This window comes from Cryobacterium sp. TMT2-15-1, assembly GCF_004402345.1.
Taxonomy (GTDB): domain Bacteria; phylum Actinomycetota; class Actinomycetes; order Actinomycetales; family Microbacteriaceae; genus Cryobacterium; species Cryobacterium sandaracinum.
Genome location: NZ_SOGD01000029.1, coordinates 72,513 through 93,311, shown reverse-complemented (window position 1 = coordinate 93,311; position 20,799 = coordinate 72,513). Strand labels below are relative to the sequence as shown.

At 63.6% G+C, this 20,799-nt stretch carries 20 protein-coding genes and 1 pseudogene; 2 read left to right on the top strand and 19 right to left on the bottom strand.

Features of this window, described 5'->3' with window-relative positions; all coding sequences use genetic code 11:
* Positions 1 to 285: 285 nt before the first annotated feature.
* The 17 genes and pseudogenes from E3O62_RS06790 to E3O62_RS06715 all read right to left on the bottom strand — a co-directional run bounded on the left by E3O62_RS06790 (position 286) and on the right by E3O62_RS06715 (position 15,395).
* A complete protein-coding gene (locus tag E3O62_RS06790; protein WP_134397974.1) occupies positions 286 to 942 on the bottom strand; it encodes a spermidine/putrescine ABC transporter substrate-binding protein in 657 nt (218 codons plus the stop codon).
* A gap of 61 nt (positions 943 to 1,003) precedes the next feature.
* Entirely contained in the window at positions 1,004 to 1,513 is a 510-nt protein-coding gene (locus E3O62_RS16545; RefSeq protein WP_166786439.1) for a DUF6121 family protein, read from the bottom strand.
* Between the two features lie 61 nt (positions 1,514 to 1,574).
* Entirely contained in the window at positions 1,575 to 2,558 is a 984-nt protein-coding gene (locus E3O62_RS06780; protein ID WP_134397973.1) for a hypothetical protein, read from the bottom strand.
* A gap of 132 nt (positions 2,559 to 2,690) precedes the next feature.
* The gene (locus E3O62_RS06775; protein WP_134397972.1) at positions 2,691 to 3,452 is read right to left on the bottom strand and encodes a hypothetical protein; all 762 of its coding nucleotides are present in this window, start codon (positions 3,450 to 3,452) and stop codon (positions 2,691 to 2,693) included.
* 2 nt (positions 3,453 to 3,454) lie between these two features.
* Positions 3,455 to 4,120: a hypothetical protein gene (locus E3O62_RS06770; protein WP_134397971.1), complete on the bottom strand. Its 666-nt coding sequence runs from the start codon at positions 4,118 to 4,120 to the stop codon at positions 3,455 to 3,457.
* Entirely contained in the window at positions 4,117 to 5,157 is a 1,041-nt protein-coding gene (pilM, locus tag E3O62_RS06765) for a type IV pilus assembly protein PilM (RefSeq protein WP_134397970.1), read from the bottom strand. Before pilM ends, E3O62_RS06770 begins: the two co-directional genes overlap by 4 nt.
* A 25-nt stretch (positions 5,158 to 5,182) precedes the next feature.
* Positions 5,183 to 5,707: an A24 family peptidase gene (locus tag E3O62_RS17535; protein WP_370448898.1), complete on the bottom strand. Its 525-nt coding sequence runs from the start codon at positions 5,705 to 5,707 to the stop codon at positions 5,183 to 5,185.
* Positions 5,708 to 5,752: 45 nt separating this feature from the next.
* Positions 5,753 to 6,004, bottom strand: a pseudogene (locus tag E3O62_RS17530) (A24 family peptidase); the annotation flags it as partial.
* Position 6,005: 1 nt separating this feature from the next.
* Positions 6,006 to 7,598 (bottom strand): hypothetical protein, encoded by a 1,593-nt coding sequence (locus tag E3O62_RS06755; protein WP_134397968.1) that lies wholly within the window; start codon positions 7,596 to 7,598, stop codon positions 6,006 to 6,008.
* Positions 7,599 to 8,262: 664 nt separating this feature from the next.
* On the bottom strand, positions 8,263 to 8,718 hold the full coding sequence (locus tag E3O62_RS06750; RefSeq protein WP_134397967.1) for a type II secretion system GspH family protein: 456 nt from the start codon (positions 8,716 to 8,718) through the stop codon (positions 8,263 to 8,265).
* A 202-nt stretch (positions 8,719 to 8,920) separates the two neighbouring features.
* Positions 8,921 to 9,289, bottom strand: coding sequence for a type IV pilin protein (locus E3O62_RS06745; protein WP_255573784.1), 369 nt, complete (start codon positions 9,287 to 9,289; stop codon positions 8,921 to 8,923).
* Between the two features lie 107 nt (positions 9,290 to 9,396).
* Positions 9,397 to 9,867, bottom strand: a complete 471-nt coding sequence (locus tag E3O62_RS17400; RefSeq protein ID WP_304990547.1) for a type II secretion system protein — start codon at positions 9,865 to 9,867, stop codon at positions 9,397 to 9,399.
* 167 nt (positions 9,868 to 10,034) lie between these two features.
* The gene (locus tag E3O62_RS06735) at positions 10,035 to 11,264 is read right to left on the bottom strand and encodes a type II secretion system F family protein (protein ID WP_166786438.1); all 1,230 of its coding nucleotides are present in this window, start codon (positions 11,262 to 11,264) and stop codon (positions 10,035 to 10,037) included.
* Positions 11,265 to 12,662: a type IV pilus twitching motility protein PilT gene (locus E3O62_RS06730; protein WP_134397965.1), complete on the bottom strand. Its 1,398-nt coding sequence runs from the start codon at positions 12,660 to 12,662 to the stop codon at positions 11,265 to 11,267.
* Between the two features lie 19 nt (positions 12,663 to 12,681).
* Positions 12,682 to 14,352: a GspE/PulE family protein gene (locus E3O62_RS06725; protein ID WP_134342115.1), complete on the bottom strand. Its 1,671-nt coding sequence runs from the start codon at positions 14,350 to 14,352 to the stop codon at positions 12,682 to 12,684.
* Positions 14,353 to 14,621: 269 nt separating this feature from the next.
* Positions 14,622 to 15,038, bottom strand: a complete 417-nt coding sequence (locus E3O62_RS06720; RefSeq protein WP_134397964.1) for a hypothetical protein — start codon at positions 15,036 to 15,038, stop codon at positions 14,622 to 14,624.
* Positions 15,039 to 15,059: 21 nt separating this feature from the next.
* On the bottom strand, positions 15,060 to 15,395 hold the full coding sequence (locus E3O62_RS06715) for a hypothetical protein (protein ID WP_134397963.1): 336 nt from the start codon (positions 15,393 to 15,395) through the stop codon (positions 15,060 to 15,062).
* 173 nt (positions 15,396 to 15,568) lie between these two features.
* On the opposite strand from E3O62_RS06715, the gene E3O62_RS17525 reads away from it, so the two are divergent.
* The gene (locus tag E3O62_RS17525) at positions 15,569 to 16,402 is read left to right on the top strand and encodes a DUF222 domain-containing protein (RefSeq protein ID WP_134397962.1); all 834 of its coding nucleotides are present in this window, start codon (positions 15,569 to 15,571) and stop codon (positions 16,400 to 16,402) included.
* Positions 16,403 to 17,098 (top strand): DUF222 domain-containing protein, encoded by a 696-nt coding sequence (locus E3O62_RS17520; protein ID WP_134397961.1) that lies wholly within the window; start codon positions 16,403 to 16,405, stop codon positions 17,096 to 17,098. It begins immediately after the preceding gene.
* Positions 17,099 to 17,134: 36 nt separating this feature from the next.
* Here E3O62_RS17520 and E3O62_RS06700 read toward each other — a convergent pair whose 3' ends face one another.
* Both E3O62_RS06700 and E3O62_RS06695 read right to left on the bottom strand, forming a co-directional pair.
* Entirely contained in the window at positions 17,135 to 20,029 is a 2,895-nt protein-coding gene (locus E3O62_RS06700) for a bifunctional diguanylate cyclase/phosphodiesterase (RefSeq protein WP_134397960.1), read from the bottom strand.
* Positions 20,030 to 20,113: 84 nt separating this feature from the next.
* The gene (locus E3O62_RS06695) at positions 20,114 to 20,770 is read right to left on the bottom strand and encodes a hypothetical protein (protein ID WP_134397959.1); all 657 of its coding nucleotides are present in this window, start codon (positions 20,768 to 20,770) and stop codon (positions 20,114 to 20,116) included.
* Positions 20,771 to 20,799 lie beyond the last annotated feature (29 nt).

Here is a 20,799-nt window from a genome sequence, read left to right as displayed (position 1 = left end):
TGATGGTTAGCATTCGAATCGTTCCGTTTCCGGCCCGATCGAGTTCATCTGGACCCACCGAAACACGCGGAATGAGTTCCGCGGGCCGTAGTGGGTATGCCGTGGGGGCTGCTCGGAGAGCACACCCTGTGTGAGTGCCAGATCGAGGCGCCTAAGGTGCGGCACGACAAGATCGCGGTGGCATGACTCAAGCGCACGACAAAGCGCACACCTTGAAAGGATATCCCGGGGGTGACCGCTGGGTCAAATGGATCACGCGGCCCCGGGGGTTCGTTCAGGTGCTGTTCACGGGCCGCGCGGCCAGAGCGGGGAATCGAGCGCAGTGTCGAGGTCGGCGAGGAGAGCGAGCACCCAGGGTTCGACGAATTCGGTGACGGCGCTGCGCATCCGTTCACGGTGCCGGGACAGTTCGGCGCAGACCCGACCGCCGACCAGTGCCGCGTGTTCGTCGGCGCGTGTGACCTCGGCGCGGATGGCCGCCTTCTCCTCGACGGTCAAGGGAGGCGGGTCAACGGGCAGGGCCACGGATGCCTCGGGCCGGGCGAGTTCGGCGAAGGTGAAGAGGTAGGGGGCGTCGGGCATGGCCGGCGGGTCGAGGTCGAGGCCGGTGTAGGCCGGGTCCAGACCCTCAGCGGGGCGGTAGGTCAACGCGGCCTGCTTGCGCTCCTCGTTCAGGCGGATCTCCCGGAGCAGCAGGGGGAGGTGCGTCTCGGTGAACTCGTCGACCTCGGCGTCGATCAGGTGCTTCAGGCGCATGGCGAGGGCGTGCTGCACGGCGTGCGGGACATCCGTGGCGAGGCCGGCGGCGGCGATGACCGGCGACCCGAAGCAAGTGCGGCACAGCCGTGAACGGCCGCGATGCGTGCCCGGGCGCCAGCGAGGCAGCCAGTTGAGCCAGTCGTCAACCTGTTGGCTGACCCGCAACTCGATGGAACCGCCCATGAAAGACAAGGGTACCCGATCGGAGTGCTCCGCAGTCAGCGACTTTCAGGCCGGCGGTGTTTCAGTCTTCGCCTTGCTCCCACGGCCATTTCGGGGGGCCGCGTTCGGGCATCCGTGAGGCGAGGACCAGCGAGTAGAGCAGGGTGACGATGAAGGAGAGGATGCCGGTGGTCACCGCGAACGGGCCCAGCAGCACGGAGGCTGCGAACCCGACGCTATCGCCCGGGAGCCCGGCGGTGTCGGCCGGCACCCCGGTGCCGAGCGCGTAGAGCACCCCGCCCACCAGAACGAAGACGACAAGCGCGGCGACCCCGGTGCCGAGGGAGTACCCGACGGCGATCCGCTGGTTCTCCGGTCTGGTGCGCAGCCCGAGCAGCAGCATCAGGGTGAACACCAGCACCACGGCGGCGGCGGTCATGATCGGGCCGACGAGAGGTCCGGCGTTGGGGTCACTGATGACATCCGTGTCGGTCAACAGGCTGATCATTCCGAAGGCGGCGACGAGGAGCGCGGCAAGGAGCACTGCCGCGAAGACGGCGACGATCGTCGCGTACTTCTGGTAATTTCGCATCGCTTCCCCTTGATGGCGTACCTGCTGGGGCCCGGCACGCTGAGCGCCGGGCGTCGACCGACTAGTTGCTGCGGATGCCCTGCGGTCCGGCGGCGAGGACGCGGTCGTATTCGGCCTTCGCTGCAGTGTTGCGTTCGGTGACGGCACGGCCGTTGCGGGCGATCCAGGCGCCGGCCCAGATGGGCACCTCGCGGGCGACGACCGCAGCGGCGATGGCCCCCGGGTTCAGCCACTGCTGGCTGATGAAGCGCGCCGCCTGGTCGGGCGTGAAGTTCCAGGCCTGCACGCTCAACAGCGCCGCACCGATGTAGGAGAAGTAGACGGCCACGGCCACCAGGAAGCCGAAGAGTACGTAGGCCCACCAGCCGCCGCGGTTCACGATCAGCACCAGCAGGGCGAACGCGACGAAGAAGAAGATGACCGGCACGTAGAAGATCGGCAGCACGATGAAGTCGGTGAACTTCGAGGCCGTGTCCGCAATGGACAAGCTGCCGATGCCGGACAGCACGAACGCGACCACGGCGTAGAGGGCGCCGAAGATGACGGTGGAGAGCAGGGCGATCAGCACGCCGGGGCCGCGGTTGCTCTTGTAGCGGGGAGCGGTCGGCGCCTGGATGTAGACGGGGGGCTGCGCCGTGGTGTTCGGTGGGGCGTCGGCCGGGTTCGCTGTCTGGGTGACTGCCTGGGTGGCGACGGGGCGCTCGTCCACGTGCTCGACCGGCTCGAGGCGCTGGGTCTCGGCGGTGGTGTTCTCGGAGGAGCGGTTCACGGACGCGGCGGGCACGTAGGCAGGCGTCGCGGGCTCGCGGGATGCGTCGGGAGCGTCATAGGAGACAGGCTCGCCGACGGGCTCGGCCGGGTAGGACGCGGGTGACCCGGTGGTCGGCTCGTGCGCGTCACCGGAGGCGGCCGGAGCGGAGTGGGAGCCGGTGCCGGAGTAGTCGGGGGCATCCGTGCGCTCTTCGTGGCCGGCGTAGTCGACCGGTTCAGGCTCGTTGTCGTGGTTGCGATTGCGGTTGCCCTCAGGGGACGTTGTATCGCTCATGGTGCGCTCCTTGTGGTTGGCCGTGACGATCAGCCATAACTTTAGCAATGTGTGTCCCCCAGCTGAGGGAGGCTCGGCCTGGCGAGGCTCTGTGTTGGGTCGCGTTACTCGGTGGCGGTCGGTGCGGCGGAACTAGCCGGCGGTCGTATCGGGATCGAGAAGCACGTAGATAAGTGCTGAGATCGTGGTCGTCACCTGATCCGAACCCACGGGGGTGTCGACGGCGGTTTTACTGGTGGCTGCTGCCGCTGCAACGGAGGGAGACTCAACCATGGATGTTGCAAAGGTCGTCACCATGACCAGCCGGGTGCCCTTTTGAAGACCGTCAATAAAGTCGAGCACGTTCCCATAGCTGCCGGAAACGGTGAGGGAGACAGGCACGGACACGAAGTTCGAGGCAGTGATGAGCTCGTTTGGGACGGGAGCAAGGGCTGCGGCAACCTCAGCCGCCGTCGGTGCAGCTGTTTGGGTGGGGGTGGGTGTTGGTGACGCAGCGTCCTCTGCCGGTACCGCCTCAGCTGCCGGTGCGGGGGGAGCGACAACGAGGGGTACGTACGCCTGGGCATCGTTCACCGAAATGTCGGTCAGCGTCACTTGGTGCTGTTGCGCGATGGAGTCCAGCTGAGTGAGGAATGCAGGGATCTCGGCCGCATCTGGAACAGCTAGTCTGAGCGCCGCCAATTCGCCATTAAGCTCACCAATGCTGGCGAATTTCTTCTTTAGGGCAGCGACTTTGAGTTCAAATGCAGCATTCTCGGCCTCTACTACGACACGATCTGCGTCAGCGAGACTCGCTTCACTGAGTTTCGGGGAAATCCCGAGGACCCAGCCGAGGAGGGCGGTGGCCGCGATCAGTACAACGGTGCCAAAAACCCAGAGCCTGTTCAGGTCCATGCTTACTTTCCCTCCGTGGCGGCAAAGCGATTCGAATACGCTCCCCCGTTGATGTGCATGACGAGGTCGACGGTATACGCGCCGGTCTCAGATCGTTTGATCGAACCGGGGGTGGCATCCGCGTAGCCAGGCAGCCCCTTGATCGCGTCGAGCCATTGCGGGACGGACGGCAGGTTCGGACTGGTCACGGTGAGCGTGAGGGTCGCAACACGCGCAGCTTGCAGGGGTGCCGTCGGTTGGATATAAACGCCGAGTGGCGACGCGGCATCTACGCTGACCGTATCGATGGAAACGTCTGCTGGCAGCGCTGCCCTTACCTGCGACAGGTAAGCCTTCCAGTCGACCTCGGTGGACGCGCCGAATTGGCGTGCCGCGATAGTCATGTCGACCTCGTTCTGGACCTGATTCACTTCGGCATACTTAGCCTGACTGGCGAGTAGCTCTGCCGTGCGCGCTTGTGCAGAGACTAGTTCATCTTGGCTCTGCTGCGCATGCCACGTCGCAGCGCCCACCCCCGTGATAACCAAGACGACGACTGCGATGAGTGTTACGCCTAGACGCCGGCGGGTTGCCTTGACCTTCTTCCCGGCCTTGACCTCCGGGGGCAGCAAGTCGACCCGTGGCTCACCACCGAATACCAGCTCGTCACCAACCTTGGAACGGCTCATGAGTTGCTCCCAAGGGCAAGCCCTAGCGCGACAGAAAACGCGCCCCGAGTGTTCTGCAGAGCTTCAGCGGTGACGCCACGCCCGAGTGTTACCGCCGCAGCGGGATCGGCCTCAAAGACGGGAAGTCGCGTCAGTTCACCCAGCGCGGCAGCGAAGCCACGCAATTGCGCGCCGCCGCCAGTCAGGACAATCCGCGTAACCGCGATGTGGTTTCTCGTGTTGACGAAATAATTGACAGTGTTTCTCAGACTGTTGAGCAGTTCAGTCGTCACCTCGTGGATGATCGTGGCCGCCTGCGGATGCGCGGACGCTGGTTCTAGGCCGATCGTGCGTTTGAGCAGCTCTGCCTCATCGGCCGTCGAACCCAGGCGAAGGACCATCGCCTGGGTGAGGTCCCCGCCGCCCGCGGGAATGAGTCGCACAAATTGGGGAACTCCGTTCAGCGTGACGACAACGGTGGTGGTTGCCTGTCCGACGTCGATCTGCACGACCGCGCCATCGGATTTGGCGCCTCGGTGAATTACCCGTGTAAGTGCGAACGGGATCAAATCCACTTCCACTGGCGTGAGGCCAGCCAGTTGGACCGCCTTGACGTTCCCTACGACAGCGTCCTTCACGGCAGCAATCAAAAGTCCGTTCACCTCCAGCCCGGATTCACCTTCGCTCTCGGAAATAGGATAAAAGTCGAGCAGTGCGTCGGCCACCGGGACCGCGAGCAGATCCTGCACTTGGAAGGGAAGAGACTCCCTAATTCGGTTGATGGGCATTTTGGGCACCGTGAGATCACGGGCAAGTACACGATGGTTTCCCAAACCAAGTACAACTTTCTTGCTCTTGAAACCACCTGATGACCACAGGGTCTTGATCGCGGCCGCGACAGTATTGGGCTCAACAACCTCCCCACGATTGACCGCACCTTCGGGCAATTCCACCGAGTGGTAGCGAAGCAGGATTGGCTTCCCCTTGTCTGCGTCACTCACCTCAGCGGCACGCACCCCGGACGTTCCGATGTCGATTCCTACAACACTTGTCGTCATTGCTTCTCCCTCGCGACTGCCGCGGTCATGCCAAACCAAAAAGGGACAGGTAGCCACTGGCTATCTGTTCACCATAGAAGATGCCGAGCCATGCTCCGGCCAACATCCAAGGGCCAAACGGGATGCCGCTTTTTCGACTGGCCCGTCGGGCAACAAGGAGTACGAGCGCGAAGACTCCACCCAGCAGAAATGCGGAGAACGCTCCGACAGCGAGTTGCCCCCATCCGAGCCAGCCCAGATAGAGACCAAGTACGCCGGCCAGCTTCACGTCTCCCAAACCCATGCCCGCTGGATAGACCATGGCCATGAGGAAGTAGACCCCGAATAGAGCGCCGGCTCCGATGAAGGCTCCCGACATGCGAGTAGGTTCATCCACCAACACGCCAGCTACCGTCAGCAGGACGGCGCCTACGAAGTAAGCCGGCAACACAATTCGGTTAGGTAGGGTGTGTGTGTCAAGGTCAATTATTGCAAGGGCCACGCTCACTGCGGCCAGATAAAGAAATGGTGCCAGGGCCGCAAACCGGGTGATGGTGGATTCTAAGGTCACGATTCCCGTCGACGGAAATTCAGCCTGAGCCCACCACGCGACTACACCGAAAAAAATCGCGGTGCCCAGCTCGACGAGGGGGTACCGGGCCGATATTCGTGCATGGCAGTCTCGGCAGCGTCCTCGTAACACCAGCCAGGACAGAACAGGCACGTTGTCCCAGAGCCGGATCCGGGCCCCGCACCCCCCGCAAGCGCTCGGCGGCGACACGAGAGACCGTTTGAGGGGTAGTCGGTAGACGACGACGTTGAGGAAGGATCCGATCAATGACCCGAAAGCAGCGACGATTACAGCCACGCTAACCAACGGCTATGTTGCGAGTCGCCGTGCGGGCACCGAGAACGCCAGTGGTTGGGGCGCTCGGATTAATCAAGAGCCCGGTGTTGAAGTCGTAGCCCGGAATGCCGATCGGCACGTAGTTCAGCGTGAAGGCGTTGGCGGTCTGCGATCCGGCAGCATAGATCTGACCCTGCCACACGTCGGCAGAGTTGGTGATGTTGCACGGGGAGTAGATCAATGCGTTTACGTGGGAGCCGACAGTCACGTGATTCCTCATTTTGAATATACCGCCGGGGGGACAGTCCGTAGTGCGGTTGGGCGGTTCCAGAGGATTTCCACCGGGTCCCCGATCCGGAATAATGAGCCAGAGGCTTTTGTCCCTCCCGTCCGACGACTCAAGGTTGTTTCCACTGAAGTCGAACGCGTTCGCAACGATCACCAAGTTGCTCTTCAGAGTGCTAGTGGCACTGGTGAGCAGGCTAAAATCCACCCCTCCGGCTCCACAACCAAGCGCATTCAGCACGCGGGGAGTGGTCGAGGTCAGGACCGTGTTCATGGCGGCTCTAAACGGAGCGGCTCTGCAGTCGGTCAGGGACAATTCGGTATAGCCCAAGCTAGCCCAGCGCGTCTGGTCGGCCGGGGCGAATGGATAATCGAGCCATCCGGGCACAAACGGGATGGTCGGGGCGATCATGCCGTTCTGGCCCTCAACAATATTTCTCGGCGACCTCGGTGGGCCAGAATAGCTCACATTGCCGGACGCAATGACCGAACCACCGACCGATCCGGAGATGTTCGTCGTTCCCATCCCAGGGCCAGCGATGATGTCGCCACCGGTCGCGCCCTGCATTTTGACCGGACCGCCGGCATAAATGCTTCCCAGGATTGTGGCAGAGGGGGCGAGTGACACCGACGGGTAAGTTCCGCTGTCCGCAGTCACATTTCCGCGGACGGTGGAATTCTGCAGGTTCACCGACCCGGAGACAAAAAGATCGCCGTTAACTTCGCATCCGCTTGCAAGCGAAGCTCCGCCAAGCCCAAGAATCACACTGCCATCGATTACCGACCCGGACGTGCAGTTAAGGCTCCCCGACAGGTACTGGACCGTCGCCGGCGCCCCCGCTGTCGCGTGGATCGTCAGGTTGTTGACGGTGGCGTCGGTTTGGGCGAAGGAATAGATTGCCGCGCCGGTGCCGGGCTGTGTGGGCGCGTAGGGGTAAACGGCTTCAACTTTGCGCGTGTCGCCCGACGAATTCCCCGCAAGCCCGAGGACCGTGGCCGTTCCGAGAGAAACAAGCTTGACCCTCTTGGCGGCCAACGTCGGACATCCGGTTTGCCAGGACGTGTCGTTGTCACCTGTCGTGGAAACTGTTTGAAGCGAGTACGAGACGTTGACTGTGAATTTGGGTTCGGTTAAAGTCGGTCCGTACTGCGCTTGGCACACGGCGGTGGCCAGGCCCGCCGCCGCAAAATCAATTCCCGCCTCGGCAGCGGCCTGGGCCTGGACGCCAGATCGAATCGACGTGGTGTAGCCGACGGCGTAAAGAGAACTCGACGTGATCGTGATCGCGATGATGCCGGCTACCGCTGTCATACCGATGGCGACGAGCATCGCGCTACCGCGTTCGCCTCGGTGGACGTCCCGGACCCTTTTAGCTAGAAACATGGTGTGCTCACCGTCGCGACTTGTGGGGTGTATGTCGTGGTTTTGATCAGTACGTAGGGGTGTGTCCCCGCAGATACGTTGAAATTTAGATCGACCCGCGACCCACTCGGGGCGTTGAAGACCCGTGCAGTCACCGGGTCGTCGGGTCTGACCTCGGAGCCCAGTAGAGTCCAAGTCCCCTCGGGGCCACCGCTAGGCACTGTAATTACGGCCGCTGGGTTTGTCCTCTTTGTGTAAACCGAACCGCTACCACTCACCCCAGTGCCCGTGAAATACCAGGCCTGGCAAGACGGGGTAGTCGAGAGGGGGTCGGTTCCTATCGTGCGCGCGACCAAAAGTTGCGCGCCGGTCGGCCACACTGGGTTATCACTTGTCACCGTGACCGCCGATGCGTTCCGTACTCCCGCTTGCACGGAACGAGCGATCTGCTGCGCAGTGGTCGCCGCTGTAGTGACGGCCTGCGTTGTCTCCTGGGTTTTCAAGCCGGTAATCAGAAGACCGCCCGCAACAGAAATCACGAGGACAAGGAGACCCATGTAGATTAAGAGCTCCACGAGTGAGAATCCCAAGTCTCGACCTGATTGCAGGTGATCCCGCTGCGCCTGCATGGTTAGTTTCCACCCGCGGCGACGAAGATGAAAGTTGCTGCCGAAGCGGTCGAGGTGGCGTAACCCGCCTGGGAGACCGACACCCTAACTCGCACGTATCCGGGGATCGTACTCGCAGTGCAGGTCGCGAAGGGGTCCCACTGCGGCTGCAGGGTGATACCGCGGGGATCGACGACCGGTGGCAGGGTGACCAAAAGAAACTGCTTAATGTCGTTGCAGCTCGGAGGAGTGGAGGTCGCGGAGCGCACAGCGCGGGCTGCCTCAATCTGCTTGTTGGCCATTTGGGCCGCGGTGGCGATCGTCGTGTTTCTAGCGGTGAATTTGATTGTGTTCACGAGAACGGGTGCGAAGGAGATAATAAGCAGAGCTAGGAGGAACATCGAAACCACGATCTCGATGATGCCAAATCCGCTCACATCATCGCTGATAGATCGACGGCCACTGACCTGGGTGTTCATCCCTACCTCGTTTGAGTGTCGTGGGCCTTGCAGCCCTGGGTAATGTGATGCGTCACGTGGCCCCGTCGTGCGGCATCCCTGCGCCCGTCCTCAGCATCATCGTGCTAGCGAACCATTGCGCCTGATAGGCACCAGCCGTGGCGCTCGCTACCACGCGAGACAGGTCGCTGGCAGCGACCTGTCTGGTCGTCACGCTTTCCGCCTAGACACAAAATGCGGAGCCTGTAGTGCCCTTGGACACGGCGGGGAGGCCAGAAGCTGAATAGTAGTCGGCAGGCGGAATGGTGAAGCCGTACTTGGTCGGCAGGTCCGCATTCGAGAAAGAGTCAGGAAGCGCACCCTTGTTATCAATCGCATACGCGACGACCGCGGTCTTGGCATTGGAGACATCCAACTTCACGGCGCTGTCCCTGGCATTATTCTGAATTCCCAAATACAACGGGGTGGCGATAGCAGTGAGGACACCCATGATGATCACCACGACGAGGAGTTCGATCAAGCTGAAGCCCTGTGTGCCCCTCAGAAAGTGCTGACAACGTGTACTTCGTGAACGCGAGCCCAGAGAAATCATCATCTCCACCAATTTCCGATCAGTGAAACAGTGAGTGGAGGACGCCCACTGTTCGCGGAAACCTGGGGGTGAGTTTGGAGGCACCCCCAGGTCAACGCCGCAAGTTGTTAGCCGAGCACTCCTGCTGAGCATGTGGCAGCTACCTTGACACCGGTCAGGTCACTAGCGCCGATTATCGTGCCCGTCACTGCTGTCGCGATGATGCAGTAGCCGGTCGCTGGGGCGGTGGCCTTCGTGAATCCAGGAAGAGTGGTGTAGTTGCCGCCAGCCGCCGGCTGGGTGTAGCCGTACTTTGCGGGCAGGTCCGCAACTGCAAGCGAAGCCGGAAGCGCACCGTTATTGTCCGTCGCAAAAGCCGCGATAGCGGTCTTCGCGTTGGCCACGTCTGACTTCACGGCGCTGTCCTTGGCGTTGTTCTGGATGCCGAGGTACACCGGAATAGCAATGGCCGCCAGGATTCCGATGATGATGACGACGACGAGGAGCTCGATGAGTGTGAAGCCCTTCTCACTCTTCTGAAGGGAATTGCGGCGGCTGTTGAGCCCGCCCATGATGCGAGAAACCATGAGGATGTCCATTTCGGTCTATTGCTGCTGTGGGCGGGAATTCCGGATCATAAGATCCAGCTTTTACCAATGATATTGGGAGAAATTTCCCAGTAAATCCCGCAAAGGGGGGGGTGGACTGCCGTTTCTACCCCCAGTTAGAGGGGAATGGCCTCATTACCTCGCCCCCGCTTCAGGAACTACTCGATCAGGGTCGAAATGTTGAAGATCGGCAGGTAAAGGGCGACAATCATGCCCCCGACCACCACACCGAGGAAGGCGACCATCAACGGTTCGATCATGGCGGTCAGCTGCTCGGTGGCCGACTCGACCTCCTGGTCATAGAAATCCGCGATCTTGTTCAGCATCTGCTCAAGGGATCCGGAGTCCTCACCCACGGCGATCATCTGAACAACCATGTTCGGGAACACCGGTTCCAGCGCAAGAGGCCCGCTAATGGAATGACCTTGGCGCACTGAGTCGGCAACCTTAACCAGTGCCCGTTCAACCACCCAGTTGCCCGATGTCTCCCCGACGATGTGGAGGGCCTGGAGGATTGGCACGCCGGCCCCGATCATGTTGGCAAAGTTTCGGCTGAATCGGGCAACAGCGATCTTCTTGAGCAATGGGCCAAAGACAGGCAGCTTCAACTTGAGCGGGTCAAGGAACTTACGCACATGTTCCGAGTTCTTGTTGCGCGGCCACCAAATTGCAAACGCGATACCAACCACGGCGAGGATCGGAACGACATAGACCATTGACCGGGACAAGTACACGAGCAGCATGGTCGGCAGCGGAAGCTGTCCTCCCAAGTTCGTGAACATGTTTTCAAACACTGGAACAATGAAGATCAGCATCGCGACGACAGATACGAGTGACATGATCAAAACGATCACGGGATACGTCATCGCGGATTTGATGGTGCCGCGAAGTTTCACTTCTTTCTCGAAGTTTTCTGCGATGGATTCGAGCGCTCCTTCCAGGAAACCTCCTGTCTCTCCCGCCCGAACCATATTGACCATCAAAGGGGGAAATGCCTCGGCGTGATGGGCCATTGAATCCGAGATCGACACGCCGGTCTCGACGTCGTCCCTGACCGCGACCAATATCTTTGTGAGTGGTTTGCTCTCAGTTTGCTCTGCCAGAATATTCAGCGTTCTCAGGAGCGACAGGCCGGCGCCGATCATCGTGGCCATCTGACGGCTCATAATCGCCAGGTCCTTCAGACCCACTCCCTTCGTGAATCCGGGGATGTTGATCTCCATGTTGAGGCCTGCGCCTTGCGGAACCACGACCATCGACACGGGAGATAACCCCATAGTGCGCACCCGAGCCATAGCGGCACTTTCTGAGGCGGCATCCAGATGCCCCTTGACGGCCTTGCCAGCTGCATCACGGGCCTTGTACGCGTAGGCCGTTGTCGCGGCCATTTACCGCCCCCGTGGGGAGAAGGAGTCACCAAAGTCGATTCCGCCAGACATTGAGTTCACTGATGTCTCGGTCGGATCGACGCGCCGAATAAGTTGAGCAAGACCCTCCTGGTCCTGCGCCTTCTCCTCGGCCGACGCTCGGGTAATCAAGCCGGCATCCACGAGCTCGGCAAGGTGCTGATCCATGGTGTGCATGCCGAGGGCGCGGCCGGCCTGCATCGAAGATGCGATTTGGTAGGTCTTTCCCTCGCGGATCAGGTTCGCGACCGCGGAAGTCGTGACCAGGACCTCGGTGGCGACGACACGACCGCCACCGACCTTCTTCACGAGGGTTTGGCAGACCACGCCCTGCAGGGTGGCGGCCAGCTGTGCGCGCACCTGGCCCTGCTGGTGCGGCGGGAACACGTCGATCACGCGGTCGATGGTCTGGGCCGCCGACTGCGTGTGTAGGGTGGCGAAGACGAGGTGGCCGGTTTCGGCGGCGGTCAGGGCCACCGAGATGGTCTCTAGGTCACGCAGCTCGCCGATCAGAATCACGTCGGGGTCCTGGCGCAGCACGTGCTTGAGTGCGGAGGCGAAGCTCTTCGTGTCGTGGCCCACCTCGCGCTGGTTGACCAGCGACTTCTGGTGCTTATGTAGAAACTCGATCGGGTCTTCGACCGTGACGATGTGGTCGGCACGGGTGCGGTTGACCAGGTCAATCAGTGCCGCCAGGGTGGTGGACTTGCCCGAACCGGTGGGCCCGGTCACCAGCACCAGGCCGCGAGGAAGCTTGGCGAATTGACCGACGGTCTCGGGGATGCCGAGGTCTTTCAGCGGCTTGATCTCGCGCGGGATCAGACGGAACGCCCCGCCGATCGAGTTGCGCTGGTAGTAGTAGTTCACGCGAAAGCGCGCGCCGCCGGCCGTGTAGGCGAAGTCGAGTTCGAGCTCCTCCTCGAACTGCGTGCGCTGCTTCGCCGAGAGGATGCTGTAGAGCGCCGAGGTGACCTTGTCACCCATCCACTTGCTCGCGCCCTCAATCGGTCGCAGGCCGCCATCGACACGAATGCTCGGCGGCGCTCCGACGGTGATGTGCAGGTCGGAGGCGTTCAGGTCGAGAACCTCGGCCAGGGCGTTCAGCAGGTCAAGGTCGGAGACCTCGTTGTCGCCGGTGCGGTTGGCACGGGCGCGGCGCCCGGTCGTCTCGACCGCGCTGGTGTCCACCGGGAGGACCGTTGTCGGCGGCTGTGCGGCATCCGTCACATCGACGAAATCGAACTCCGCCGAGTCAGGAGCGGCCGGCGCGGCATCGTGCTCCGTCGGTTCGGCACCACGACGCTCGGGATCGCCGAGGCTCCAGCTGCCCTCGGCAGCCCCAGGAGGCGTGACCGGAATTTCATAGATGGGCTGGCTCATGCAGATATCCCCTTTTGCACTATGCGACCACTCGCAAGATTTCTTCGATCGATGTCAAACCCATTTGGGCCTTGGCCCAGCCATCCTCGCGGAGGGTGATCATGCCCTGTTCGCGCGCCACCCGGCCGATTTCGGCACTCGATGCTCGGGCCACGGCGAGCCGCTCGATCTCCTCGGTCACGGTCATCACCTCGTGCACGGCGATGCGCCCGCGGTAACCGGTCTTCGAACACTGCGTGCAGCCGACCGCCTCGAAGATCGTGGGCAGCGGGCGCTCCGGGTCGAACGCGAAGCGGAGGCGCGTCAGGTAGTCGACGGTCAGCACGGATGGCGTCTTGCACTTGTCGCAGAGGCGCCGCGCCAGGCGCTGGGCGACCACGCAGTCCAGGGCGGAACCCACCAGGAAGGGCTCGATACCCATTTCCGTCAGGCGGGTGATGGCGCTCGGCGCGTCGTTGGTGTGCAGGGTGGAGAGCACGAGGTGGCCCGTCAGCGAAGCCTCAATGGCGATCTGCGCGGTCTCGTGGTCGCGGATCTCACCCAGCAGAACGACATCCGGGTCGCTTCGCAGGATGGAACGCAGCGCACTCGCGAAGGTGAGGCCCGCCTTCGGGTTCACCTGCACCTGGTTGATGCCCGCCATGCGGTACTCCACCGGGTCTTCGACCGTGATCACGTTAATCTCGGGACGAGCGACCGCACCCAGGGTCGTATAGAGCGTGGTCGACTTGCCCGAACCGGTCGGACCGGTGATTAGGATCATGCCGTAGGGCTTGGAGTAGGAGGTCTTGTAGGCCTCGAAGTTGTGCTCGAGCAGGGCCAGCGCGCGCACGTCGAGAGTCGTGTTCGAGTTGTCGAGAATTCGCATGACAACCTTCTCGCCCCACACTGTGGGGAGAGTCGCAACGCGCAGGTCGATCTGACGGCCGGCATGGCGCACGGTCATGCGGCCGTCCTGCGGTTTGCGCCGCTCGGCGATGTCGATATCGCTCATGATTTTGAGCCTGGAGATAACACCGTTCTGGATGCTCTTGGGTGCGGTCTGCATCTCGTGCAGCACGCCGTCGATGCGGTAGCGCACCCGCAGGCTGTGCTCGCCGGGTTCGATGTGGATGTCCGAGGCCAGGTCCTGGATGGCCTGGCTGACCAACAGGTTCACGAACCGCACGATCGGGGCATCGTCGTCGATGGAGTCCGAGACTCCGAACGAGGAGCTCTCGGTGGCGGCGTTCTCTTCCTCGAGTGTGGAGGTGAGGTCGCTGAGCTCGTCGTCGGCCCGGTGGTAGCGGGTGATAGCCGCGAGGAGGTCGCTACGTTCGGCGACAACCTGGGTGACGCGCATCCGTGATGCTTCGCGCACGTCATCGACGGCGAAGACGTTGCCGGGGTCGACCATGGCGAGGATGAGGCGGCCGTCGTCGACGGCGATCGGGAGCACTTCGTGGCGTTTGCAGACGGCCACCGGAACGAGAGCCACGGCGAGGCGATCGACCGGGTAGTCGATCAGCTCGACGAAGGGCAGGTTGGCCTGCTGGGCCCGAGCCTTGGCGAACTGTACCTCGGTGATGACGCCCTTGGCGACGAGGGCGCGGACGGCGCTCTCATCGGCGGGGTCGCCGGCCATCAGGTGGTCGAGCTCCTCGATCGGCAGCAGACCGTGCAGGATCAAGATTTCGGTGAGGCTGGCCACGCGATCCTCTCGAACAGGCTCGGTAAGTAAGTAACGGATAACGCTATCTCGGGGGCACGGAATCCGGCCAGACCCACAATGAGGGGGGACACGGTTCAAAAAAATGCCTCTGTTCAGTGATCCTAACGGGGCGGGGCTTCGACCCGACATCGACACGGTATCGACCGGTGTCGACACGGCATCGACACGGTTGCTGCCCGCGGAGCGGCAGGCGGAATGCGGCCGCTGCTGGGCGATGCCCGGGGCGGTCTCGGCCTGCTTGAGACGGTCTAGACACCCATCCAAAGGTTGTCGATGATGTTCTGTGTGTATCCCAGCGGGCCGGCATTCGTGTACTTCGTGGCGAGCCAGATGCCGCCCCTCAGAAAGTGGGACTCACCGAAAGCGCCGTCTGCCGTGTTCGTCTGGATGACGCAGCGGCGGCCCTCCGACTGGGTGAAGCACTCCAGTCCGTTTGCGACGAGCCGGGCCTCCACCGCGGCGCTCTCTCCCCGGGTCACCCAGACCACGGTGGTGATGATCCCGGTGTCGGATCCCCCGTACGGGCTCGCCCAGACGCAGGTCAGGTGGTCGAGAGTGTCGATCTGGACGCGCAGCTCGGCGTCGTCGGTGCCGTGGGACACGCCGGCATCCGGGTCCCGGCTCCAGAAGGGCTTCAGGGTCAGGTCGCCGAGCGCCTCGACCATGGTCGGGCTGTAGAGCTACGTTCACGCGGTCGGACGTGGAACGCCCGGCGCCGCGGTCTGCCCGGGTTCGGATTGCGTCGGCTTGAGGGTTGCCGGGGGCGTGGTGGTGGTCGGAGAACCTGTAGCGGTGGGTGGGTTGGTCGGGGCGGGCGTCACGGTGCCGGATCCGGTGGTCTCGCCTGCGCCCGGGAAACCTTCGCCGTCCCGCCAGACCACTGCCACCACGAGGATCACGAGGAGTGCGGCTCCGAGGACGGCCAGCCCGATCCAGGCCCGGCGACCGGCGGCCGGCCGGCCCGACGTCGGGGGCTCAGGCCCGGTGCCGTTCTCGTTCTCGGCCGCATTCTCTGGACTCATCGGCGCATACTCCGAGGTTGTGCCCTCCACTATAGCCGGGGTCTCCATTGAGGCAACCGGCGACCTTGCACGGCTTCGGAGCGGCCGAAGTTGCTCAGAGATAAGTTCGATTATTCTCTATAATTATGTGAGTAACTCTCGACACTGGGTGCGAGTTGAGGTATTCTTTTAACATGTCCAACCTCGCGGATGACCTCAGGCAGGCGGCCGATGCCGTGGCCCTGCTGGGCTCGTCATGCGCTGACTTCTCGGCCCTTCCTGATGCCGAGGTGTTGGCCGGTCAGAAGCGAATCGCTTCGATCCGCCGTCTCGTCGATACCTATGCCGCCTGGATGGCGGCGACCATCGCCGAACGTTCCCGACCGGAGCTCGGGCACTCGGGTTTGGCGGCGCAGCAGGGGTACCTCTCCCCGGAGGCCCTGATCCAGAACTCGACCGGCTCGTCGAAGGGCGACGCGTACAAGCTGGTCGCGGTCGGCACGATGATAGCCGATGCCGAGGCGGCCGACAGGCTCGTCGAGGCGGCGCTCTCCTCGCCCCACACCGATGCCGCCGAGGTCGCCCAGCTCGCCCAGCTCGCCGCGAAGGTGCCGTGGCAGGCGCCGATCGCCCGGGCCGTCACCGCCGGCACCCTCTCCGTCGACGCGGCCGAGTCGATTCGCGCGGGGCTCGGCCAAATCGATACCTCGGTCACCGCCGAGAAGCTCGCGGTGGCGCTGGAAGCGCTCCTGGCGGAGGTGTCGTCGCTGAATGCCGATCAGGTGTTCAAGCAGGCGAGACGGATGCGCGACCGGCTCGATGAGGCCGGCATTGCCGCCCGCGAGAAGCAGTCCCACGACGACCGCTACCTGCGGGTCTACCGGCTGGGCAACGGCAACGTACGACTCAGCGGGCTGTTTGCCCCCGAAGACGGCGAGTTCGTGCTCTCCACCTTCGACTCCATCACCAGCCCCCGCCGCGGCGGGGTACGGTTCGTGGACCCGGACCGCGCAGCCTGGGCAAAGTAGATGCAAGGCGACCCCCGCACGACCGAACAGATCGCCGCGGACTCCCTCGTGCAGCTGCTCAAGATCGCCGGCGAGGCCGACCCGGGCCGGGTCTTCGGCGGCCGCCGCCCCTCGGTGCGCGTGATCGTGACCGAGAAGGCATTGAAAGGTGGCCAGGCCGGTCAGACCGGTCAGACCGGGCAGCAGGGCCAGACCGGGCCGGCGCCGACGACCGTCCAGACTGAAACGGGCGAATCTGGGCCCGTCGAACCCGCCGAAGGGGCCGCTCACGGGCAGATCGAGGGCAACCCGGTCCCCATCTCGCAGGAGACCATCGACCGACTCCTCTGCGACACCGGCACCCGCGGCATCAAGTTCGACGCGGACGGCCAGATCATCGATGTCGGCCGTGACGAACGGCTCTTCACCGAGGCACAGCGGGTCGCAATGGGGGTTCGTGACGGCGGATGCCTCTGGATCGACTGCGACCGGCCACCGGCGTGGACTGAGGCCCATCACGTCAACGAGTGGCTCAAAAACAACGGATGTACGGACCTTGCCGACGGGGTACTCCTCTGCCATCCCCACCACCTGCTGCTGCACAACCAGCACTGGACGATCAGCCGCACCGGAACGCAGTACTGGCTTAGGCCACCGGTCGAGGTAGATCCGGAGCAGACGCTGGTGGCACTGCCGAGCAAGCGGGCAGCGCTGTAGCTCTTGGGCTCGACCAGCGTCACGGGCAGGGGCGCGTCAGGGGGCGAGGAGGAGGGCGGGGGACGCGGTTGGGGCGGGCTTCGAGAAGAGGTAGCCCTGGCCGTAGCGGCACCCCATTTTCTGCAGCAGGTCCCGCTGGCTCGTCGTCTCGATGCCCTCGGCGACGACATCCAGGTTCAGGGAATCGGCCAGCCGCAGGATTCCCTCCACGATCGCGCGATCGTGATCGGAGCTCTCGACGTCGCGAATGAACGTCAGGTCGATCTTGAGCAGGTCAACCGTGAACGCGCGCAGGTGGGTGAAAGATGAATACCCCGTGCCGAAGTCGTCGATGGCCAGCCGCACGCCCAGGTTACGCAGCTCCTGGAAGGTCCGAGCCGCGGAATCGATGGCGTCGAGCACCGCACTCTCGGTCAGCTCCAGCCAGAGCTGTTCCGGCGGCAGACCCGACTCGGCGAGGGCCCGCTTGACGACGTCACCGAAGTCATCCTGCACGAATTGCCGCGCGGACACGTTGACGCTGACCGCCATTCCCTGAGCCAGCCCCGTGGCCGCCCGGCACGCCTGGCCGAGCACCGTCGATCCGATTCCCTTGATCAGACCCACTTCCTCGGCGAGAGCAATGAAGTCTCCCGGCATCACGAGCCCGCGCTCGGGCCGCCGCCAGCGTGCCAAAGCCTCGGTCGCCACCACCTTGTGGTCCTGCAGATCCACGATCGGCTGATACCAGGTTTCGATCTGGCCCAGTTCCACCGCGTCGCGCAGGGCCAACTCGCTGTCGAGCCGCTGATGTATGCGGTACCGCAGGTCGTCGTCGAAGACCTCGTAGCGGGCGCGCCCACGGTCCTTCGCCAGGTACATGGCCTGATCCGCATTGCGCAGGAGTAGTTCGGCATCGTCGTGCCCGAGGCCAAAAGCAATCCCGATGCTGGCATCGACGGATGCCGACTGGTCGCCGATCGTGATCGGCCGCGCGATGGCCGCCTGGATCGAATCGGCGATCCGGTGCACATCCTCGCTGCCACCGACATCCGGGCAGATCACGACGAACTCGTCGCCGCCGATCCGGGACACCGTGTCGCCGGCGCGGATGCTCTGCCGGAGGCGGATGGCAACCTCATTCAGCACTGTGTCACCGGCGTGGTGCCCAAGACTGTCATTGACGAACTTGAACCGGTCGAGGTCGATGAATAGCACCGCAACGCCGCGCCCCTGGCGCGACGCCTGCAGAAGCGCCTGCTTCAACCGGTCGAGCAGGAGCAGACGGTTGGGCAGGTTCGTCAGCGGGTCGTGGAATGCCAGGTGCTCAACCCGCGCCTCGGCCAGGCGTCGGGCGGTGATGTCCTCCAGCTGGTACAGCAGTCCCCCAGCCTGGTCTCCCTCGAAGATCTCGGCGATGCTGACCTTGACCCAGGTTTCCTGATTGCCTTCGTGGCGCATCCGTCGGTCGATGCGTTGTCGGGTCGACGGACCTTCCAGGCCAGCGCTCTCCGACTCCTCATCGTCACCGTCCTCAGTCGGCATGAAGATCGTCTCGATATGGGCGCTGACGAGCGGGTTCTGGTGACCCGCCAGTTCCAGAAGCCGCCTGTTGGCGGCCACTACCTGTCCGTCGAGCGTCACGATGGCCGTTCCCAATGGCGAGGAAGCGAAGGCAGCCTCGAACCGGGCCGCGGCGGCCGTAGCCGCGTTCTCGGCCTCACGCTGCGCGGTGACATCGGTGACGCTGGCCAGGTGCCCGATGATGCCCTTCTCATCACGCATCGGGGCGGTGTTCACCTGCACCCAGTTGATGTGGCCCTCAGGTGTGCGGAACCGCAGGGTGGTTTCGTAGGGCTCGCCGGCTGCGGCGCTCGCTTCCCAACCGAGGAGCACCCGTTCCGCGTCGTCCGGATGGAGCGCGGTGGCCCAGCCGTCGCGGCGCGACTGACTCTTCGTGAGGCCGCTGAGTGTCAGCCACTGGTCGTTGGCGGACACGAGCCCGCCCGCGGCATCCATCTGCACGATTCCAACGGGTGCGATCTTGATGAGGGTGTGCAGCGTGTCGGCCGTCTCCGCGAGCTGGCGGGTTCGGTTCTCGACCGTCGCCTCCAACGTGTGGTTGGCCTCAGCGAGAGCCTGCATCGCGGCATCACGCTGACGATCGAGGTCACGCAGCCGGCGGGCGGCGACCCACGCCAGCACGCAGCTGAGCACTGTCATGCCGAGGATCAGAATGGCGACGCCGAAGGCCGTGTCGTACCAGCCCTGGCGCTGTCCCCACAGCCGCAGCCAACCGAGGATGAACGGTCCCAGAACTAGGAATGGAATGACCTGGCGGAGGAGCCGACCCGCACTGCCACCGTCTCGGAAGAGGCCGATCAGACCGGCATCGGGGCGCTGAACCAACAGGGCCGTGGCGAGGATTCCGACGCCCAGGGCCGTCTGCCAGGCCATACTCGTGTAGCCGCCCAGCGAATACAGCGAGGAGACGCCGTAGGCATAACCCAGGATCGCGACCAGGCTGACGCCCAGAGCCGCGAATGCGAAGCCGAGCATCACGGCGGATCGAGCGGCCCGGCTGGCGATGACGGACGCACCGAGCAGAACCAGCGCCACCGACGTGGACGGCGCCATCCGCTCCGACCGCCCCCCGAAGTCGATTCCCGGCAGGAGCACATCGATGCCGAGTGATCGGCCGACGACGAACTCCGCGATCGTGAGAGCGCCGATCATCAGTGCCAGCAGACCCAGGGTCACGGTCAACCTGCGACGATCGACGGCCAGCACGGCAACCGCCACCAGCACGAGCCCCAGGGCTGCCGTCGGCTTCATCGCCAGCAAGTCGCGGAGCACGGGCGGCAGGGCGTCGACTCCAACGTACCAACTGACCAGCACCAGGAGACCCATGGCACCGACTAGCGCTCCACCGAGCTGCCCGACCAACCGCATACTGTTCCTCTGCTCCCGAAAAGCAGGTCTGCCGGTCGTTGCTTCTACCCTACTTTGTGCGCGGATTGCGGATCTCCCCGGCGACTACTCGTCGGCCCACACGTTGGCGATGATATCGTGCGTGTAGCCGTCCGGTCCGGTATTGACATATCTGGTGGCCAGCCAGATGTCGTCGCGAAGAAAGTGCGACTCACCGACGAGTTCACCGTCCTTCGTTGTCTCGATGAGGCAACGCATTCCGCCGAGTTCCTCGTAACAGTTCATACCTGCGGCGGTCAGCCGGCTTTGAATCTGAGTCGACTGTTCCGGGGTCACCCACACCAGCTCCGTGGTCAGTCCCAGGCCGGACCCGCCGTTGGCGTTCGCCCACACGCAGGTGAGACGCTCCCCGGCAGCGTCGATCAGGGCGATCAACTCCGGGTCCCCGGACCCCCGGTTGACGTCCGAGTTCTCCTCAGCGACCCAGGCCGGGTTGAGCACCAGGTCACCGAAAGCGGCCACGATCGCCGGGCTGTAGAGCTCATCACAGGTCGACGGATGCGGCCCATCCGTCGTGGCCGTCGGAGCAGGCACACTGGCGAGGGCCAGGGGTGCAGGGGACGAGTGCGGCTGCGGCCGCCCGACCGCCTCTCCCTCCGGCGCGCCCGCGCCGCCCCGCCAGACAATGAGCAGGACAATGAGGGCGATGACCAGCAGGGAGCCGACGGCGCCGAGGAGCACCCACATCCGACGACGCGTCATTGCCGAAGCGGACACCGGACCTGCACCCA

Coding starts and splice junctions, on each gene's coding strand:
- E3O62_RS06790 (WP_134397974.1), bottom strand. CDS start 942: ATGGGCGGTTCCATCGAGTTGCGGGTCAGCCAACAGGTTGACGACTGG.
- E3O62_RS16545 (WP_166786439.1), bottom strand. CDS start 1,513: ATGCGAAATTACCAGAAGTACGCGACGATCGTCGCCGTCTTCGCGGCA.
- E3O62_RS06780 (WP_134397973.1), bottom strand. CDS start 2,558: ATGAGCGATACAACGTCCCCTGAGGGCAACCGCAATCGCAACCACGAC.
- E3O62_RS06775 (WP_134397972.1), bottom strand. CDS start 3,452: ATGGACCTGAACAGGCTCTGGGTTTTTGGCACCGTTGTACTGATCGCG.
- E3O62_RS06770 (WP_134397971.1), bottom strand. CDS start 4,120: ATGAGCCGTTCCAAGGTTGGTGACGAGCTGGTATTCGGTGGTGAGCCA.
- pilM (WP_134397970.1), bottom strand. CDS start 5,157: ATGACGACAAGTGTTGTAGGAATCGACATCGGAACGTCCGGGGTGCGT.
- E3O62_RS06755 (WP_134397968.1), bottom strand. CDS start 7,598: ATGCTCGTCGCCATCGGTATGACAGCGGTAGCCGGCATCATCGCGATC.
- E3O62_RS06750 (WP_134397967.1), bottom strand. CDS start 8,718: ATGAACACCCAGGTCAGTGGCCGTCGATCTATCAGCGATGATGTGAGC.
- E3O62_RS06745 (WP_255573784.1), bottom strand. CDS start 9,289: ATGATTTCTCTGGGCTCGCGTTCACGAAGTACACGTTGTCAGCACTTT.
- E3O62_RS17400 (WP_304990547.1), bottom strand. CDS start 9,867: ATGGACATCCTCATGGTTTCTCGCATCATGGGCGGGCTCAACAGCCGC.
- E3O62_RS06735 (WP_166786438.1), bottom strand. CDS start 11,264: ATGGCCGCGACAACGGCCTACGCGTACAAGGCCCGTGATGCAGCTGGC.
- E3O62_RS06730 (WP_134397965.1), bottom strand. CDS start 12,662: ATGAGCCAGCCCATCTATGAAATTCCGGTCACGCCTCCTGGGGCTGCC.
- E3O62_RS06720 (WP_134397964.1), bottom strand. CDS start 15,038: ATGGTCGAGGCGCTCGGCGACCTGACCCTGAAGCCCTTCTGGAGCCGG.
- E3O62_RS06715 (WP_134397963.1), bottom strand. CDS start 15,395: ATGAGTCCAGAGAATGCGGCCGAGAACGAGAACGGCACCGGGCCTGAG.
- E3O62_RS17525 (WP_134397962.1), top strand. CDS start 15,569: ATGTCCAACCTCGCGGATGACCTCAGGCAGGCGGCCGATGCCGTGGCC.
- E3O62_RS17520 (WP_134397961.1), top strand. CDS start 16,403: ATGCAAGGCGACCCCCGCACGACCGAACAGATCGCCGCGGACTCCCTC.
- E3O62_RS06700 (WP_134397960.1), bottom strand. CDS start 20,029: ATGCGGTTGGTCGGGCAGCTCGGTGGAGCGCTAGTCGGTGCCATGGGT.
- E3O62_RS06695 (WP_134397959.1), bottom strand. CDS start 20,770: ATGACGCGTCGTCGGATGTGGGTGCTCCTCGGCGCCGTCGGCTCCCTG.